Source organism: Sphingopyxis sp. GW821-FHT02C12 (genome assembly GCF_059421785.1).
Window position 1 is genome coordinate 111815 of sequence record NZ_JBWKVQ010000001.1, and the last position, 15106, is coordinate 126920.

Below are 15106 nucleotides of genomic sequence, written 5' to 3' on the forward strand. Positions count from 1 at the left end.
CCCTCGCCTTACCAGTAGAAGAAGACGCTGATGATGTGCGCCGACAGCGCCGCGATCAGCGCAAAGGTCAGCGGCACATGCACGTAAAGCCAGATTTCGAGCAGCGCGCGGATGCGCAGATGCTGGCGCAGCCGCCCGAGCGCCGCCTGTTTCTGCTTCAACAGCCCGACGACCTTCTCGCGCGCCTCGGCATCGCTGCTGCGCGATCCCGCGAGCGTGTGCAGCGCGGCGGCTGTCGCGCATTTGGGATAGCGCCCCGACAAGCGCGCGCCGATGCCGCCCGCGAAAGGGTCCTCGTCCAGCGCCGCGAGCACCGGCGCGGTGTCCTCGGGGGTCAGCGGCTGTGCGGCGCTGTGCAGCTGGCGGTCGAAGGCACGGATCGCCTCGAGCATCTGCATCTGCGTCATCTCGTCGCGATTGTTCGACAGCGCTGCGGGAAGCGTCGAATAGACGACGATGCCGTAAAGCCCCGACAGGATGACCAGCATCATCAGCGCCCAGGCGAGCGTATGGACGTTCCAGCCAAGCTGGAAGCCGGTGTGCCAGGTGCCGATCACCATCAGGCTGAGCCCGAGATAGACATGCGCCGACGTCCAGGCTTTCAGCGACCAATAATCGCTGGTCATCTTGCGCTTGCGATAGCCCAGGGCGGTGAGCCAGAGGATCAGCGCGGCGCCCAGCGTGCCGAGCGTATAGCCATACCAGCTGCCGCCATTGTGCCGCGGCGTAACGTCGACCAGCGCATAGCTGACGATGATGAGCAGACAGAGCCCGCCCGAAATCTTGGCCCAGCGAAAATTGGCGTAGCGCAGGAAGCCCTCGTGTCGCCTCTCGCGCACGCGCTCGGTCTGCGTCGCCTTGCTGCGGCGGCCGCCGCGGAACAGGTTCGAAAACAGGCTCGCCATCAGCCGGCGTCCTCTTCGAGCCGCGCGATCGACAGGAATTCCTCGGGCGACACGCGGATCGCGGCGCCGGTCGGGCACGCACGCACGCAGGCGGGACCGCCGGCGATGCCCTTGCACATGTCGCATTTGACCGCGATCTTCTTGGGCTTTTCCTCGCCCAGCTTCTTCTTGGTCCATTTGGGCGAGGGTTCGCCCGGGCCGGGACCGAAACCGGTAAGCAGCCAGCGCAGCAGGCTCGGCTTCTCGGGCGGCGCGGCTTCCATGCGGATCACGCCATAGGGGCAATTGCGCATGCAATTGCCGCAGCCGATGCAACCCGGCTCCATGAACACTTCGCCGTCGGGACCGCGGTGGATCACGTTGGGCGGACAGTCGGCCATGCAGTGCGGATGCTCGCAGTGGCGGCAACTCGTCGGGACGTGAAGGTGCGCGAAGGTCTTGCCCGCCTCGCGGTCGAGCCGGGACAGCCCTTCATGGCTGTCGGCGCAGGCCTTTTCGCAATTGTCGCAGCCGACGCAGAGATTCTCGTCGATCAGCAACGCGTCGGTCGCCTCGCCCAGCCCTTCCTTCATGATGAAGCCGGCGGTGTCCGAATACAGGTCGACCGCGCTCGAATAGCTCGCTTTGCGCGATTCGATGAAGGCATTCATCGCAGCGCGCTCGGCGACCGCGGCCTCGGTCGCCTCGCGGACCTTCGGCCGCTTGGCGAGCATTTCCTTGAACTGCTGCCCCTTCAGCCGGATCACTTCGCTCGCGACCGCGGCCTTGACCGTGGCGTTGCGCGGCGCGCCGCTGAGCACCGCCATTTCGCCGAAATAGCTGCCCGCCGGCAGGTAGCGCAGGAAGATCGCCTTGCCGCCGATATCCTTCTCGACCACCATCGAGCCCGAGCGCACGACATAGACATCGTCGCCCTCGTCGCCCTCGGCGAGCACGACCTTGCCCGCCGGAAAGCGTTCGATCGCCGGGTCCTCGACGATCGGTTCGAGATCCTCGACCGTCAGCCCGCCCTTGAAGATCTGGAGCAGCTGGCGCTCCAGCGAGATGCGGTTGATCACGCGCTTGGCGCCCGGCACCGACGCCATCAGCTTGAGCGCGGCGGTACGCGACACCTCGACAAAGATGCTGTCCTCGCCGGCGCGGATCGTCGCGCCGCGCTTGCGGCCCGAAATCAGGCCGACCTCGCCAAAGATCGACCCCTGCTCGATCGGCACCGTCATGTCGGGCCCGATCTCGACCACGGCATGGCCGTCGGCGATCGCGAACAGCGACGATCCCGGCTCGTCGGCGTAGAAGACGACTTCCCCCTTGGGATAATAGCCGACCTTCGAATCGAGCATGAACTCGCGCATCTGCAGCGGCGAGACGTCGGCGAAGATGCGGACGCGGGTGCGGATATAGTCCAGCCACTCGCTGACCGATTTCTTCTGCGGCAGCTTTTCGAAGATCGCCGCCAGATCCTTTTCGTCGGCGGGGGTCAGGTCAGTGTTGCCGTTGATGAACTCGACGACGTCATAGCCCTGGTTCATGCAATGCTTGATCAGCGGATAGCCCGCGAGCGCGCCGATCACGAAGATGCCGGGGACGGTCGATTCAAAGGTCGGCGACAGCTTGGGAAAGGCTTCGCGGTCGGGGCCGGTGAATTCGATCCCCATCGACTCGACGAAACCACGCGGCGCGACCGACCCCAGGCGCGCAACGATCACGTCGCACTCGATCTTCTCGTCGCCGGTCGGGGTTTCCAGCGTCAGCCAGCCGGGTTCGACCAGCTTGGGCTGGGTCTCGGTGCGGATCGACATGAAACCATTTTCGCCCGCCTCCATCATGTCGGAGACATTCTTGGCCTTGGCGCGCGCGAAATCCTTCGAGCGGTTGAGGATGGTGACGGTGTTTTCCAGCGCCTCCTCGGCGACGCCGAGCGCATTCTCGATGCCCGCGTCGCCCGACCCGACGACGGTGATATGCTTATCCTTGAAATCCTCGGGGTCGTCGACGGTATAGATGATGTGCGGCAGGTCGTTGCCGGGGCAGCGCATCCGGTTCGGATTGCCCTGCGTGCCGATCGCGAGGATGATGTTTTCGGCGTGAAACACGTCACCCTTGGCGGTCTTGATCGCGAACGCGCCCTTTTGCCCGGTCACCTCGGCGACTTCGGCATGATAGGCGACCTGGACCTTGTTGTTCGCGGCATCCTCGTCCCAGTTGCCGAGGATATATTCGCGCGCGCCCTCGGCGAAGCGGCAGTCGGACCTGAGGTCGAGCCGCTCGGGCGTCGCCAGCACGCGCTTGCCCTTCTGATATTTGAAGATGGTGTCGGAAAGGTGATCGGTCTTTTCGAGCAGGATGTGCGACAGGCCAAGCTGTCCGGCGCGCGACGCGGCGCTCAGCCCCGCGGGACCCGACCCGATGATCGCGACCCTTACGACATTGGGGACCGACTCGCTCATGCGCGCGTCCGCCAGCCGCGCGATACGCCGCCCGACCTTGTCGCCGTGATGCTCACAAACCTGCGCACGGGCATCCCTGTCCCCCTGTCGCCAGCCCCCCGGCGAGTACAATATGGATGCGACCCGGACTTATGTCCTGAGCGTCAAGCTATGCCCTTGAAAGCGGGGAAAGGTCAACCGGCGAACGTCCAGTTTCTGGCTGCTGCGAGCCGTTCGCAACAGCGCCGCGACCACGCCAAAAACGCCGCGTGTCAGGCGAGTTCGAATTGCGCCGCGATACGGTCCGACGCGACCGGCTCGAATCGCGACCAGCCCTCGGGGCCAAGCTTTTCGAGCGGCCGGAAGCGCGCCTTATACGCCATGCGCGCTGACCCCTCGATCCAATAGCCGAGATAGACATAGGCCAGCCCCGCCTGCGCTGCGCGCTGGACATGGTCGAGGATGATGTACGTGCCGAGTCCCTCGCGCAGCGGGTGCGACGCATCGAAGAAGCTGTAGATCATCGACAATCCGTCGCTCTGCCGGTCGGTCAGGCAGCATCCGATCAGCCGTCCGCGCACGCCGTCGACGCTCGGTTCGCGATATTCGATCAGATAGCTATCGACCGGGGTCTGTTCGACCATGTCGGCGAAATCCTGTTCGTCCATGTCGGCCATGCCGCCATTGGGATGGCGCGAGGCAAGATAGGCGCGGAGCAGCGCATATTGCTCCTCGGTCGCCCAGGGCTTGCAGGCGGTCGCGACGATGTCGCCGTTGCGGCGCACATTGCGCTTGTGCGAAGTGTTCGGCGTGAAATCGCCGGCGCACACGCGCACCGACACGCACGCCGCGCAATCCGAACAGCTCGGGCGATAGGCGACCGACTGGCTGCGGCGAAACCCGATGCGGCCGAGCGCATCGTTGAGCTCGCCCGCGCTGTGGCCGCTGAGTTCGGTAAACACCTTGCGCTCGGTCTTGCCCGCCAGATACGGGCAGGGCGCCGGGCTGGTGACGAAAAAGCGCGGGAAACGGAACGGGGCGGACACGCGGGCTTCATCTCCGAAACTGGCGCAGCAGGCCCCGACGCAAGGCCCCCCGACGCGTTGATCGAGGGGGTTATGCCGCGCCGCGCCGATGGTGCAAAGAGGATTTACCAATTTCGACCGTCCCCGCGCCGGTCCGACGTGAAAAAATTGTATCGGTCCGGAACATCTGTGCCGGACTGAATCAATCCTCAGCTGTAACCGCGCAATTCGTCGCCGGTCAGCGTCGCGACGTGCAGCACATTGGTCGACCCCGGGGTCCCGAACGGCACGCCCGCCATCATCACCAGCTTCGCGCCGGGCCTGCCGATGCCGTGGCGCAGCGCCATGCGCTTGCCCTTGGCGATCATCTCCTCGAAGCTGCCGATGTCCTTGGTCGGTACCGCATGCGCGCCCCACAGCAGCCCGAGCCGCCGCGCCGCCTCTTTCTTCGGGGTCAGCACGAGCAGCGGCGCATTCGGCCGCTCGCGCGCGACGCGGCGCGCGGTCGAACCCGATGCGGTGAAACAGATGATCGCATCGGCGGCGATCGTCGCGATGATGCTCCCCGCCGCTTCCGCCAGCGCATCGGCGGTCGTCGCGTCGGGCAGCGTCTCGGTGAAATGCAGGCGGCGGAAATAATCGGGATCGCTTTCGACCGAGCGCGCGATCGAATCCATCATCGTCACCGCCTCGACCGGCCAGGCGCCCGCCGCGGTCTCGGCCGACAGCATGATCGCGTCGGCGCCGTCATAGATCGCGGTCGCAACATCGGACACCTCGGCGCGCGTCGGCGAGGGCGAGGTGATCATCGATTCGAGCATCTGCGTCGCGACGACCACCGGCTTGCCCATCCGCCGCGCGGTCGCGACGATGCGCTTTTGCAGCGGCGGAACGGCTTCAGGTGGCAATTCGACCCCCAGGTCGCCGCGCGCGACCATCGCGGCGTCGGCAAGCTCGAGGATCTCCTCGATCCGCTGGACCCCCGACGGCTTTTCGAATTTCACCAGCAGCGCCGCCTTGCCGCCGATCAGGGTCCGCGCCTCGGCGACGTCCTCGGGCCGCTGGACGAACGACAAAGCGATCCAGTCGACATGCTGTTCGAGCGCGAATGTCAGGTCGCGGCGGTCCTTTTCGGTCAGCGCCGCGAGCGGCACGACGACGTCGGGGACATTGACACCCTTGCGATCCGAAATCTTCCCGCCGACCTCGACGACCGTGTCGATCCGTGTCGGTGACACCGCCTGCACGCGCAGCACCAGCTTGCCGTCGTCGATCAGCAGCCGGGTTCCGGCTTCGAGCGCCGCGAACAATTCGGGATGCGGCAAATGCACCCGCGTCGCGTCGCCTGGCGCCTTGTCGGTGTCGAGCGCGAAGGGTTTGCCCTTGACCAGTTCGACCGGGCCACCCGCAAAGCTCCCGACGCGCAGCTTCGGCCCCTGCAGATCGACGAGGATCGTCGTCGGGCGGCCGGTATCCTTCTCCAGCGCGCGGATCGCGGCGATCACCTTCGCATGGCCTTCATGATCGCCGTGGCTCATGTTGACGCGAAAGGCGTCGGCACCGGCGCGGTGCAGTTCGGCGATCATGTCGGGCGTCGCGCTGGCGGGGCCAAGCGTCGCGAGGATGCGCACCTTGCGCTGGCGGGGAGTGAAGCTCTGGACCACGGGGTGCTCCGGTCAAAAATCTGGGGGTGAATGTCGGCCGCTTGCCTAGGCGCGTTGCGGCGGCCAAGGCAAGCCGCGTATAGCTATTCATCGCCCCGAACCGGCCGAGTGGAGAAACGATCATGTCGTGCAGCGAAGACCAGAATGTTCCGAACGACGCGCTCGACACGCTCGACGATGCCGTCGCCGCCGCGGCCTTTCGCCGCCTTGTCCGTTTGCTCCAGCATCGCAGCGACGCCGCGAACATCGACCTGATGGGGCTCGCGGGCTTCTGCCGCAACTGCCTCGGCGACTGGATCGCCGAGGCCGGCGGCATCGACAAGGAGGATGGCCGCGCGATCGTTCACGGCATGCCGACCGCCGACTGGAAGGCGCTCCACCACACCGCCGCGACCCCCGAACAGCTCCGGCGGATGGAAGAAAGCATGGCGAAGAATCCCTGACCTCGCTAGGGACGCGCCAAGCGCGATTCTCGCGTCCCACCATCCCCATTACCGGAGTCCAAAATGAGCGAAGCCACCGTGTCCGACCAGCAACTACGCCTGTTCATCGAGCGTATCGAGCGGCTGGAAGAAGAGAAAAAGGGCATCGCCGACGATATCCGCGACACCTATAATGAGTCGAAATCGCAAGGTTACGACCCGAAAATCATGCGCCAGATCGTCCGCCTGCGCAAATTGCCGGTCCACGACCGCAAGGAAATGGAAGCGATCCTCGACGTGTATAAATCGGCGCTCGGCATCGACTGACGCCCACCTTCAGATCAGGAGAGAGTGACGATGTTCAGCACCACTACCAACGCCGTCGAGGGCCGCCCGGTCCGCGAATATCTGGGCATCGTCACCGGCGAAGTGATCGTCGGCGCCAATCTGTTCCGCGACCTGTTCGCCAGCATCACCGACATCGTCGGCGGCCGCTCGGGCAAATATGAGGATGTCCTCGCCCGCGCCCGCAAGGAAGCGCTGGGCGAGATGGAGGCCGAGGCCGCCAAGCTCGGCGGCAATGCGGTGATCGGCGTCGACCTCGACTATGAAGTGCTCGGCCAGAATGGCTCGATGCTGATGGTCTCGGCGAGCGGGACGGCGGTCGTCCTCTGATGGGGACGCGGCAAAAGACGCGCCTGGCGGCGATGCTCGCCGGCGCGCTAATGACGACAACGACCGCCACCGCGCAGGACGCGCGGCCGGATCCGGCCGCCGTCGTGCTACCCGACGTCTCGGTCGACCAGAACCCCAAGGCGGTCGAAGACGGCTTCAAATTTTTCTACTTTCACAACCCGTCGGTCAGTTTCGACGAAGCCTATGCCGACATCGCGGAATGCCGGAGCTTTCTGGTCAGCGGCGCGCCCGCTGCCATTCCCGGTTTCCGCCCCTGGGTGGAGCCGGTAAGGCACGATGTGAAGCGGCAATATCCCGGCGTCGGCCTCCTCGATATGGCCATGCGGTCGGCCATCGCGTCGATCATCCTTCCGAAACTGGAACGGGGGATACGCAACAACAAGCTTCGCCGCTGCATGGAACCGCGCGGCTATGCCCGGTATCCGGCCCCCGAAGCAGCGTGGCAAACGCTGAACGAGGGCGATGAAGCGACACTGGTGGCGATGCAGGCGAAACTCGCGTCCGGCGCACGACCGCACGCAGCACAGGTGAGCGAATGATCCGTCCGCTTCTTCTCGCGCTCCTCATGCTGTCCGCCGCGCACAGCGCTGCCGCAAAAGGCGGCGACGGCGTCGTGTCGCACAAATCTGCGCCGACAGCGCTCGACCCCGGCAAGGCGTATCTGCTTTTCCGGTCGAGCACGGCCAAATCGGGCATGATCAATATCGAACATGTGTTCCTGCGAATCCCGACCGACGCCGAGATCGAGGCGTGGAAAGTGGCCCGCCAGGCCGCCTATGCGGCGGATCTGCCCAAGCTGCAAAAGAAGGCCAAGGGCGGGCCGGTACCGACGATCGGCGAATATTCCTTCGACTATGCCGGTCCTGGCAATGTGTTCGCCATCGACGCCGGCGATTTCATCGAAGATGGCGAGATGCGGCAGTTCCTAGTCGAGGTGCCGGCGGGCGACTATGTGCTGTACGGCATCTCGGTCGGCGGTCGCGGCGTGTCGACATGCAACTGCCTCGGAACGGTGCGGTTCGCAGCAAAGGCAGGCGAAATGACGCTCCTTGGATCGCTCTATGCGGACAAGGTGCACAAGGAGTCGCCGATTCCGAATCTCGAGGACAATGTCGGCCCGTCGATGTTCAATTATGGCTTCATCCTCGGGCAGGCGCTGGTCCCCGCCAACGACGCCACGCCCGTACCGGCGGCGCTCGCCGCATTGCCGCGCGAGCGCGCCGAGTTTCGCGCCGTCGGCTTGTTCCATGAACCGGGCGCCCCTTCGATCAACCGCCTCGCCCCGATCCCCGGCATCCTCGGTTATGATCGCGGCAAGGTCATCGACCTGCGCACGGGCCAGCCGGCGAACTAGGCGAACAATCGCCAAGGCCGTTGAAAATTCCGCCGCACTCGGCAATAGGCGCGGCAGTCATCTCATCGATCTCAGGAGCCCGCCGTGGCCGGCCATAGCAAATATAAGAATATCATGTACCGCAAGGGTGCGCAGGACAAGAAGCGCAGCTCGCTCTTTTCCAAGCTCTGCCGCGAAATCACCGTCGCGGCGAAGATGGGCCTGCCCGACCCCGACGCCAACGCGCGCCTGCGCGCCGCGATCAACGCCGCCAAGGCGCAGTCGGTGCCCAAGGACAATATCCAGCGTTCGATCGACAAGGCCGCAGGCAACGACGGCGATAATTACGAAGAAATGCGTTACGAGGGCTATGGCCCGGGCGGCGTGTCGCTGATCGTCGAGGCGCTAACCGACAACCGCAACCGCACCGCGACCAACGTCCGCACCGCCTTTTCCAAAAACGGCGGTAACCTCGGCACCTCGGGCAGCGTGTCGCACGGCTTCGACCGCCTCGGCCTGATCAGCTATCCCGCGACCGCGGGCGATGCCGACACCGTGTTCGAAGCCGCGCTCGATGCCGGCGCCAACGATGTCGAATCGTCCGAGGACGGCCACGACATCTGGACCGACGTCGACGGGCTGCACGAAGTCGCCAAGGCGCTCGAAGCCAAGCTCGGCGAAGCCGAAGGCGTCAAACTCGCCTGGCGCCCGACGCTGAAGAGCGACGTCACCGACGAAAGCATCGCGCAAACGCTGTTCAAGCTGATCGACACCCTCGACGACGACGACGACGTCCAGACCGTGTGGGGCAACTACGACATCGCCGACGAGGTGATGGAAAAGCTTGGCTAAACGCCAAAACCCGTTCGCATCGAGCGACGTCGAGATGCCCATCGGACGCCCACGCCGTCTGGGTGTCTCGACGTCGCTCGACACGAACGGGTCACCATGATCATCCTCGGCCTCGACCCCTCGCTCAGCTGCACCGGCTGGGGCGTGATCCGTGTCGAGGGCAGCCGGATCAGCCATATCGCGAACGGCCAGATCAAGACCGACGCCAAGGCTCCCCTGCCCGACCGCCTTGCCCATCTCGACACGGTGCTCGCGGCGGTGATCGCCGACCACGCCCCGACGCAGGCTGCGGTCGAAGAGGTGTTCGTCAACGACAACCCGCAATCGACGCTGAAGCTCGCCCACGCCCGCGGCGTCGCCCTCCTCGGCTGCGCGCGCGCCGGGCTGACGGTCGGCGAATATGCTCCGCGCCTCGTCAAGAAGGCGATCGTCGGCACCGGCGGCGCGGCGAAGGAACAGGTGCAGGCAATGCTGCGCGTGCTGCTGCCGGGCGCCAAGGTCGCGGGGGCCGATGCCGCAGACGCGCTCGCGGTGGCGATCTGCCACGCGAACCACCGGCCGCGCTTTTGATATTTCACGCGGAGGCGCGGAGAAATTGTCTCGATCTCTCCTCCATTCGTCATGCTGAACTTGTTTCAGCATCCATGGCCTGAACGCAAATCCAGCGCCGCGCCGAAGGAAACGACAGGCCACGGCCCCTGAAACAAGTCGGCGTTTATCCCGTTTGCATCCGTAATCACGTCATTGCGAGCGAAGCGAAGCAATCCAGAGCGGTTTGCGTACACTCTGGATTGCTTCGCTTCGCTCGCAATGACGGAGCGATGAAGCCTGCGGATGCCAAGCGCATGATCGCCAAACAGGGCCTGGGTGACGATGATGTGGCAAGTCGCTTTCTGGACCAAGGCAAATCTCTTCGCGCCTTTGCGCCTTTGCGTGAGACCCTTTTTCCTTCCCTGTTCCCTTTTCATTCCCGCCGGGCTAGCACAGCGAAATGATCGCAAAACTCACCGGACGGCTCGACAGTAGCGGCGCAGGCCATGCGGTGATCGACGTCGGCGGCGTCGGCTATCTGGTCGAGGCCTCGGCGCGCACCCTCGACGCGCTCGGCGCGGTCGGCAGCGACGTCACCATCCACACCGAAATGCTCGTCGGCGAGGATTTCCTGCGCCTGCTCGGCTTCGCCCGCGCCGAGGAACGCGACTGGTTCCGCCTGCTCACCAGCGTCCAGGGTGTCGGTGCCAAGGTCGCGCTCGCGATCCTCTCGGCGCTCGAAATCGGCGACCTACAACGCGCGCTGGCAAGCGGCGACAGCGCGATGATCGCGCGCGCCAACGGCGTCGGGCCGAAACTGGCGCAGCGGATCACCCATGAGTTGAAGGACAAGGCGGGTGTATTCGCCGGGGCCGCAGGTTCGAATCCTACCCGGGGAGCCGCCCCCGGCCCCCTCGGCGACGCCGTCACCGCCCTCACCGGTCTCGGCTTCAAACCCGGCGAAGCGAGCGCCGCCGTTGCGGCGGCAAACGAGGAATTAGGCGCGGGTGCAAGCTTGGATGCGCTGGTGCGGCTGGCTCTCAAGAAGGCCGCGAAGTGAGGGGTTCCGCGCCCACTTGCCGAATGCCATCCGATTGGGTTTCCGATCCAAGCTTGTGCTGGTTCGAATGGCAGGCGTTAGTCGGCAGCATATTGGCGATTATCGTCGGCGGAGCGACGATTTGGTACATTAGAAAACAGATCAAACAGGCTGCCGATTTGGCGGAGCGACAGAATAGGGCATCGCTCGAAGTAGCACGTGCAAAACTGCCAATTGCAAGCTCGGCAACGGCGTCTCACGCTAAGCTTTGCATTGCCGCTTTGGACGCGATTGAACCAAGCATCCGCGAAAGGAGAAGGGCAGGCCCCCAAGTTTCTATGCCACTTTTCCCGCCGTCGGCTGAAGCCGTATTCGACAGATTTCTGGGTGCGACCAACGACGAAAACGGTCTTTTTGCTGTTGCTGCAATTTATGCTGAGAACCAAGTTCTAGGGTCTCGAATGAATGACCTACATTTGGACCCTCGATCACATGCTTTGGCAATAGACGACTATTTTCTTCAGCCGATTATCGTGCATGCGCTCGCAATGAGCCTCTTGACCTACGGTCGGCGTGAGACTGACGTCATCGCTAGAATTGGCTGGGAAGATGTCCAATCCTCTGCACGCACCCTGCTGCGGAATGCGGCTACAAGAGATCGGATACTTTCTAAGATCGCCGATAAAATTGCTCACTCCAAACCACTGACGTTTGCATTGAGCGATCTAAGATGACTGACACTCAAGTTGATTCTCCCTTCCCCGCCCGCCACGCCTCGTGCCGTTGCGGCCAGCTCCGCATCGCCTGCACCGGCGAGCCGATCCGCGTGTCGGTCTGCCATTGCCGCGAGTGCAAGGCGCGCAGCGGCAGCGCCTTCGCCGCGCAGGTCCGTTTCCCGGAGGAGCAGGTCCACACCGAGGGCGAAGCGAAGATGTGGCAATATACCGGGGAGAGCGGCAACACCGCCGACTTCTTCTTCTGCCCCACCTGCGGCTCGGGCGTCTGGTACCGCGCGCGGCCCTATCATGACGCCTATGCCATCCCGCTCGGCAATTTCGAACCTGGCCACGGCTTCGTCCCCGAATATTCGGTCTATGAAGAACGCAAGGAGCCTTGGGTTTCGATCGCCGGCGAGGGCATCGATCATTATGACTGACCGCCGCGACCTCCCTTCCCCTCTCCCGTCGGGGGCGCGGGGCCGGTCATGCCCCCGGCATGACCTGAACAGTCCGGGGGACTGTTCACCCCGCGCCGGTTGCGCAGACTTGGCTGCGCAGCAGCCTAGTCGAAGCTGGGTGAGGGGATCACCGTCATCGCGAGTCCGCACCGCCGAACCCCCTCATCCAACTTCGCCTAGCCGCTTTCAGCGGCAAGGCTTCGTATCCTTCTCCCTCCGAGGGAGAAGGTATAAGGCGACACCGTGACCGATCTCACCACCCCGCAGCGCACCCCCGAGGACGCCGACGCCGCGCTACGCCCCAAGACGCTCGCCGAGTTCGTCGGTCAGGCTGCGGCGCGCGAGAATCTGCGCATCTTCGTCGAGGCCGCCAAATCGCGCGGCGATGCGCTCGACCATGTGCTGTTCTTCGGCCCGCCCGGCCTCGGCAAGACGACGCTGGCGCAGATCGTCGCGCGCGAGCTGGGGGTCGGCTTCCGCTCGACCAGCGGCCCGGTGATCGCCAAGGCGGGCGACCTTGCCGCGCTGCTCACCAACCTCGAGGATGGCGACGTGCTGTTCATCGACGAGATTCACCGCCTGTCGCCCGCGGTCGAGGAAATCCTCTATCCCGCGATGGAGGACCGCGCGCTCGACATCATGATCGGCGAGGGGCCGTCGGCGCGCAGCGTGCGCATCGACCTCCCCAAATTCACTCTCGTCGGCGCGACGACGCGGCAAGGCCTGCTGACGACGCCGCTGCGCGACCGGTTCGGCATCCCGGTGCGGCTCAATTTCTACACCCATGCCGAACTCGAACAGGTGATCACCCGCGCCGCGCGATTGCTCGGCCTGCCGCTCGCGCCCGACGGCGCGCTCGAAATCGCCCGCCGCGCGCGCGGCACCCCGCGCATTGCCGGCCGCCTGCTCCGCCGCGTCCGCGACTTCGCGACCGTTGCCGGACACGCGATCGTCGATGCGAAAGCGGCCGACGCCGCGCTCAACCGGCTCGAAGTGGACGCGCTCGGCCTCGACGCGATGGACCGGCGCTATCTCCTTATGATCGCGGACATTTATCGCGGCGGCCCTGTCGGGGTCGAAACGCTGGCGGCAGGTCTCAGCGAGCCGCGCGACACGATCGAGGACGTAATCGAGCCCTATCTGCTCCAGATCGGCCTGATCGCGCGCACCGCACGCGGCCGGATGATGAACGCCAGCGCGTGGAAACATCTCGGGCTCAAACCGCCTGCGGGCGCCCAGGACGGCCTCTTCGATCAAGGAAAATAGGCGGAAATCCGCCACTTTCTTCCACCAAGCGGCATTATCGCGCGACGAACCGTTGATCAGGGGTTTGCGACGAGTCGAAGCATCGCTATCGGTTAACCAGATGAGCGACGCCCCGCCCCCCTTCGTCCCCGGCGCCTTTGTCGGGGCCGCGCATCATTACCGTGCGCGCGTCTATTTCGAGGACACCGACCTCTCGGGGATCGTCTATCACGCCAATTATCTGCGCTATATGGAACGCGCGCGATCGGACATGCTGCGCCTTGCCGGGATCGACCAGCGCGCGGCGATGGAGGGCGGTGAAGGCGCCTGGGCGGTGACCGACCTGAGCATCAAATATCGTGCCCCCGCGAAACTCGACGACGATCTGCTCGTCGTCAGCACCGTCGAGGCGGTGCGCGGGGCGAGCGTGGTCATCGCTCAGCGCATCCTTCGCGGTCAGGATGCGTTAAGCTCCGACACGCTTACCGAGGGGCGTGTCACTGCGGCCTTCCTGTCCCCAGCCGGCCGTCCCCGCCGCCAGCCCGGCGATTGGGTCCAGCGCTTCACCGCCATCATGAATGGAGAGAATTTCCCTTGCTGAACAATATTTCGCTGGCCGCCGACGCGGCGACGCTGTCCCCGATCGCGCTGTTCCTGCAGGCCGACTGGGTCGTCAAGGGCGTGATGATCGGCCTGCTTGCGGCGTCCATCTATGTCTGGACGGTGATCGCCACCCACGGCCGCGGCGTCAGCAAGATGATGAAGGCGTCAGAACGGTTCGAGCGCGATTTCTGGCGCGCGGGCAATATCGACAAATTCTATGATGAGAATGGCCGAGAGGAACTGCCCAGCGCGAAAGTACTCGGCGCCGGGATTTCGGAGTGGCGCCGTTCGACCGCGGGCAAGAGCGTCGACCGCGACGGCACCCGCGAGCGACTGGGCATTGCGATGAACGCCGCCGTCGCGGGCGAAGTCGACAAGCTGGCGGACAAGATCGGCGTGCTCGCCACCATCGGCTCGGTCGCGCCTTTTGTGGGCCTGTTCGGTACCGTGTGGGGCATCATGCGCGCCTTCACCGAGATCGCGGCGCAGAACAAGAGCAGCCTTGATGTCGTGGCCCCGGGCATCGCCGAGGCGCTGTTCGCGACCGCGATCGGCCTGTTCGCGGCGATCCCGGCGGTCATCGCCTACAACAGCTTCTCGCAGCGTCTGAACCGGCTCGAATCGCGGCTCGGCCGTTTTGCCGACGGGCTGCACGCGACATTCAGCCGCGAGCTCGAGGTCGAAGCCTGATGGCAATGTCGGGTCCCTCGGGCGGAGCCACCGGGCGGCGCGGACGCAGCGGGCGCCGCGCGCCGATGTCCGAAATTAACGTCACGCCGCTGGTCGACGTCATGCTGGTGCTGCTGATCATCTTCATGATCACCGCGCCGTTGCTCGCCTCCGCCGTCCCCGTCGATCTGCCCGAAAGCCGGGCCAAACCGGTCGAGACCGAGGAGCAGGAGCCGGTGCAGCTGTCGATCAACGGCGACGACACCATCTATATCGGCGAGGAAGTCGTGCCCGAGGCCGAGCTGCCCGCACGGCTCGACGCGATCGCGGCGGCGCAGAAAGAAGGCGAGCGGCCGCAGCAGATCATGCTGCGCGCCGACAAGGGGCTCGATTACGGCCGCGTCATGCGCGTGATGGGCGAACTCAACCGCGCCGGGCTGACCCGCATCGCGCTGGTCACCACCGGGTCCGAAAGCCCAGTGCCTGCAGTCACCGACGGTTCAGGCACGGCTCCATAGG

At 65.0% G+C, this 15106-nt stretch carries 19 protein-coding genes; 14 read left to right on the forward strand and 5 right to left on the reverse strand.

Features of this window, described 5'->3' with window-relative positions; translation table 11 throughout:
* Nucleotides 1-8: 8 nt before the first annotated feature.
* The 4 genes from AC07U1_RS00480 to pyk form a co-directional block, all read right to left on the reverse strand.
* Nucleotides 9-905: a hypothetical protein gene (locus tag AC07U1_RS00480; RefSeq protein ID WP_262408141.1), complete on the reverse strand. Its 897-nt coding sequence runs from the start codon at nt 903-905 to the stop codon at nt 9-11.
* Nucleotides 905-3352, reverse strand: coding sequence for a cyclic nucleotide-binding domain-containing protein (locus tag AC07U1_RS00485; protein ID WP_495178548.1), 2448 nt, complete (start codon nt 3350-3352; stop codon nt 905-907). The genes AC07U1_RS00480 and AC07U1_RS00485 overlap by 1 nt, the downstream gene beginning before the upstream one ends.
* 251 nt (nt 3353-3603) lie before the next feature.
* Nucleotides 3604-4377, reverse strand: coding sequence for an arginyltransferase (locus tag AC07U1_RS00490; protein ID WP_495178549.1), 774 nt, complete (start codon nt 4375-4377; stop codon nt 3604-3606).
* Nucleotides 4378-4565: 188 nt separating this feature from the next.
* On the reverse strand, nt 4566-6020 hold the full coding sequence (gene pyk / locus AC07U1_RS00495; RefSeq protein WP_056343238.1) for a pyruvate kinase: 1455 nt from the start codon (nt 6018-6020) through the stop codon (nt 4566-4568).
* 122 nt (nt 6021-6142) lie between these two features.
* Between pyk and AC07U1_RS00500 the strand changes: the two genes are divergently transcribed.
* From AC07U1_RS00500 to ruvC, 7 genes are all read left to right on the forward strand, one after another.
* Nucleotides 6143-6463, forward strand: a complete 321-nt coding sequence (locus AC07U1_RS00500) for a DUF1244 domain-containing protein (protein ID WP_187141890.1) — start codon at nt 6143-6145, stop codon at nt 6461-6463.
* Between the two features lie 63 nt (nt 6464-6526).
* Complete coding sequence (locus tag AC07U1_RS00505; RefSeq protein WP_056343244.1) at nt 6527-6769, forward strand: DUF2312 domain-containing protein; 243 nt, start codon at nt 6527-6529, stop codon at nt 6767-6769.
* Nucleotides 6770-6799: 30 nt separating this feature from the next.
* Nucleotides 6800-7117, forward strand: a complete 318-nt coding sequence (locus AC07U1_RS00510; protein WP_056343246.1) for a YbjQ family protein — start codon at nt 6800-6802, stop codon at nt 7115-7117.
* Nucleotides 7117-7677 (forward strand): hypothetical protein, encoded by a 561-nt coding sequence (locus tag AC07U1_RS00515; RefSeq protein ID WP_495178550.1) that lies wholly within the window; start codon nt 7117-7119, stop codon nt 7675-7677. Before AC07U1_RS00510 ends, AC07U1_RS00515 begins: the two co-directional genes overlap by 1 nt.
* The gene (locus AC07U1_RS00520) at nt 7674-8492 is read left to right on the forward strand and encodes a hypothetical protein (RefSeq protein WP_495178551.1); all 819 of its coding nucleotides are present in this window, start codon (nt 7674-7676) and stop codon (nt 8490-8492) included. The genes AC07U1_RS00515 and AC07U1_RS00520 overlap by 4 nt, the downstream gene beginning before the upstream one ends.
* Before the next feature lie 84 nt (nt 8493-8576).
* Nucleotides 8577-9323, forward strand: coding sequence for a YebC/PmpR family DNA-binding transcriptional regulator (locus AC07U1_RS00525; RefSeq protein ID WP_056343248.1), 747 nt, complete (start codon nt 8577-8579; stop codon nt 9321-9323).
* Nucleotides 9324-9419: 96 nt separating this feature from the next.
* On the forward strand, nt 9420-9893 hold the full coding sequence (gene ruvC / locus AC07U1_RS00530) for a crossover junction endodeoxyribonuclease RuvC (protein WP_495178552.1): 474 nt from the start codon (nt 9420-9422) through the stop codon (nt 9891-9893).
* A 65-nt stretch (nt 9894-9958) separates the two neighbouring features.
* Here the strand turns inward: ruvC and AC07U1_RS00535 are convergent, their stop codons facing one another.
* Nucleotides 9959-10291 carry a hypothetical protein gene (locus AC07U1_RS00535; RefSeq protein WP_495197616.1) on the reverse strand — a complete coding sequence of 111 codons (333 nt, stop codon included), beginning with the start codon at nt 10289-10291 and terminating at the stop codon, nt 9959-9961.
* Nucleotides 10292-10314: 23 nt separating this feature from the next.
* Here AC07U1_RS00535 and ruvA point away from each other — a divergent pair, with 23 nt between their 5' ends.
* The 7 genes from ruvA (at nt 10315) to tolR (ending at nt 15105) form a co-directional block, all read left to right on the forward strand.
* Nucleotides 10315-10914, forward strand: coding sequence for a Holliday junction branch migration protein RuvA (gene ruvA / locus AC07U1_RS00540; RefSeq protein ID WP_495178554.1), 600 nt, complete (start codon nt 10315-10317; stop codon nt 10912-10914).
* A 53-nt stretch (nt 10915-10967) separates the two neighbouring features.
* On the forward strand, nt 10968-11627 hold the full coding sequence (locus AC07U1_RS00545; protein ID WP_495178555.1) for a hypothetical protein: 660 nt from the start codon (nt 10968-10970) through the stop codon (nt 11625-11627).
* Nucleotides 11624-12049: a GFA family protein gene (locus AC07U1_RS00550; RefSeq protein WP_495178556.1), complete on the forward strand. Its 426-nt coding sequence runs from the start codon at nt 11624-11626 to the stop codon at nt 12047-12049. The genes AC07U1_RS00545 and AC07U1_RS00550 overlap by 4 nt, the downstream gene beginning before the upstream one ends.
* 264 nt (nt 12050-12313) lie before the next feature.
* Entirely contained in the window at nt 12314-13336 is a 1023-nt protein-coding gene (ruvB, locus tag AC07U1_RS00555; RefSeq protein WP_495178557.1) for a Holliday junction branch migration DNA helicase RuvB, read from the forward strand.
* A gap of 100 nt (nt 13337-13436) precedes the next feature.
* Nucleotides 13437-13916 carry a YbgC/FadM family acyl-CoA thioesterase gene (locus AC07U1_RS00560; protein WP_495178558.1) on the forward strand — a complete coding sequence of 160 codons (480 nt, stop codon included), beginning with the start codon at nt 13437-13439 and terminating at the stop codon, nt 13914-13916.
* Complete coding sequence (gene tolQ, locus AC07U1_RS00565) at nt 13910-14608, forward strand: protein TolQ (protein ID WP_056343269.1); 699 nt, start codon at nt 13910-13912, stop codon at nt 14606-14608. Before AC07U1_RS00560 ends, tolQ begins: the two co-directional genes overlap by 7 nt.
* Entirely contained in the window at nt 14608-15105 is a 498-nt protein-coding gene (tolR, locus tag AC07U1_RS00570; RefSeq protein WP_495178559.1) for a protein TolR, read from the forward strand. Before tolQ ends, tolR begins: the two co-directional genes overlap by 1 nt.
* Nucleotide 15106: the final 1 nt, after the last annotated feature.

Coding starts and splice junctions, on each gene's coding strand:
- AC07U1_RS00480 (WP_262408141.1), bottom strand. CDS start 905: ATGGCGAGCCTGTTTTCGAACCTGTTCCGCGGCGGCCGCCGCAGCAAG.
- AC07U1_RS00485 (WP_495178548.1), bottom strand. CDS start 3,352: ATGAGCGAGTCGGTCCCCAATGTCGTAAGGGTCGCGATCATCGGGTCG.
- AC07U1_RS00500 (WP_187141890.1), top strand. CDS start 6,143: ATGTCGTGCAGCGAAGACCAGAATGTTCCGAACGACGCGCTCGACACG.
- AC07U1_RS00505 (WP_056343244.1), top strand. CDS start 6,527: ATGAGCGAAGCCACCGTGTCCGACCAGCAACTACGCCTGTTCATCGAG.
- AC07U1_RS00510 (WP_056343246.1), top strand. CDS start 6,800: ATGTTCAGCACCACTACCAACGCCGTCGAGGGCCGCCCGGTCCGCGAA.
- AC07U1_RS00515 (WP_495178550.1), top strand. CDS start 7,117: ATGGGGACGCGGCAAAAGACGCGCCTGGCGGCGATGCTCGCCGGCGCG.
- AC07U1_RS00520 (WP_495178551.1), top strand. CDS start 7,674: ATGATCCGTCCGCTTCTTCTCGCGCTCCTCATGCTGTCCGCCGCGCAC.
- ruvC (WP_495178552.1), top strand. CDS start 9,420: ATGATCATCCTCGGCCTCGACCCCTCGCTCAGCTGCACCGGCTGGGGC.
- AC07U1_RS00535 (WP_495197616.1), bottom strand. CDS start 10,291: ATGAAAAGGGAACAGGGAAGGAAAAAGGGTCTCACGCAAAGGCGCAAA.
- ruvA (WP_495178554.1), top strand. CDS start 10,315: ATGATCGCAAAACTCACCGGACGGCTCGACAGTAGCGGCGCAGGCCAT.
- AC07U1_RS00550 (WP_495178556.1), top strand. CDS start 11,624: ATGACTGACACTCAAGTTGATTCTCCCTTCCCCGCCCGCCACGCCTCG.
- AC07U1_RS00560 (WP_495178558.1), top strand. CDS start 13,437: ATGAGCGACGCCCCGCCCCCCTTCGTCCCCGGCGCCTTTGTCGGGGCC.
- tolR (WP_495178559.1), top strand. CDS start 14,608: ATGGCAATGTCGGGTCCCTCGGGCGGAGCCACCGGGCGGCGCGGACGC.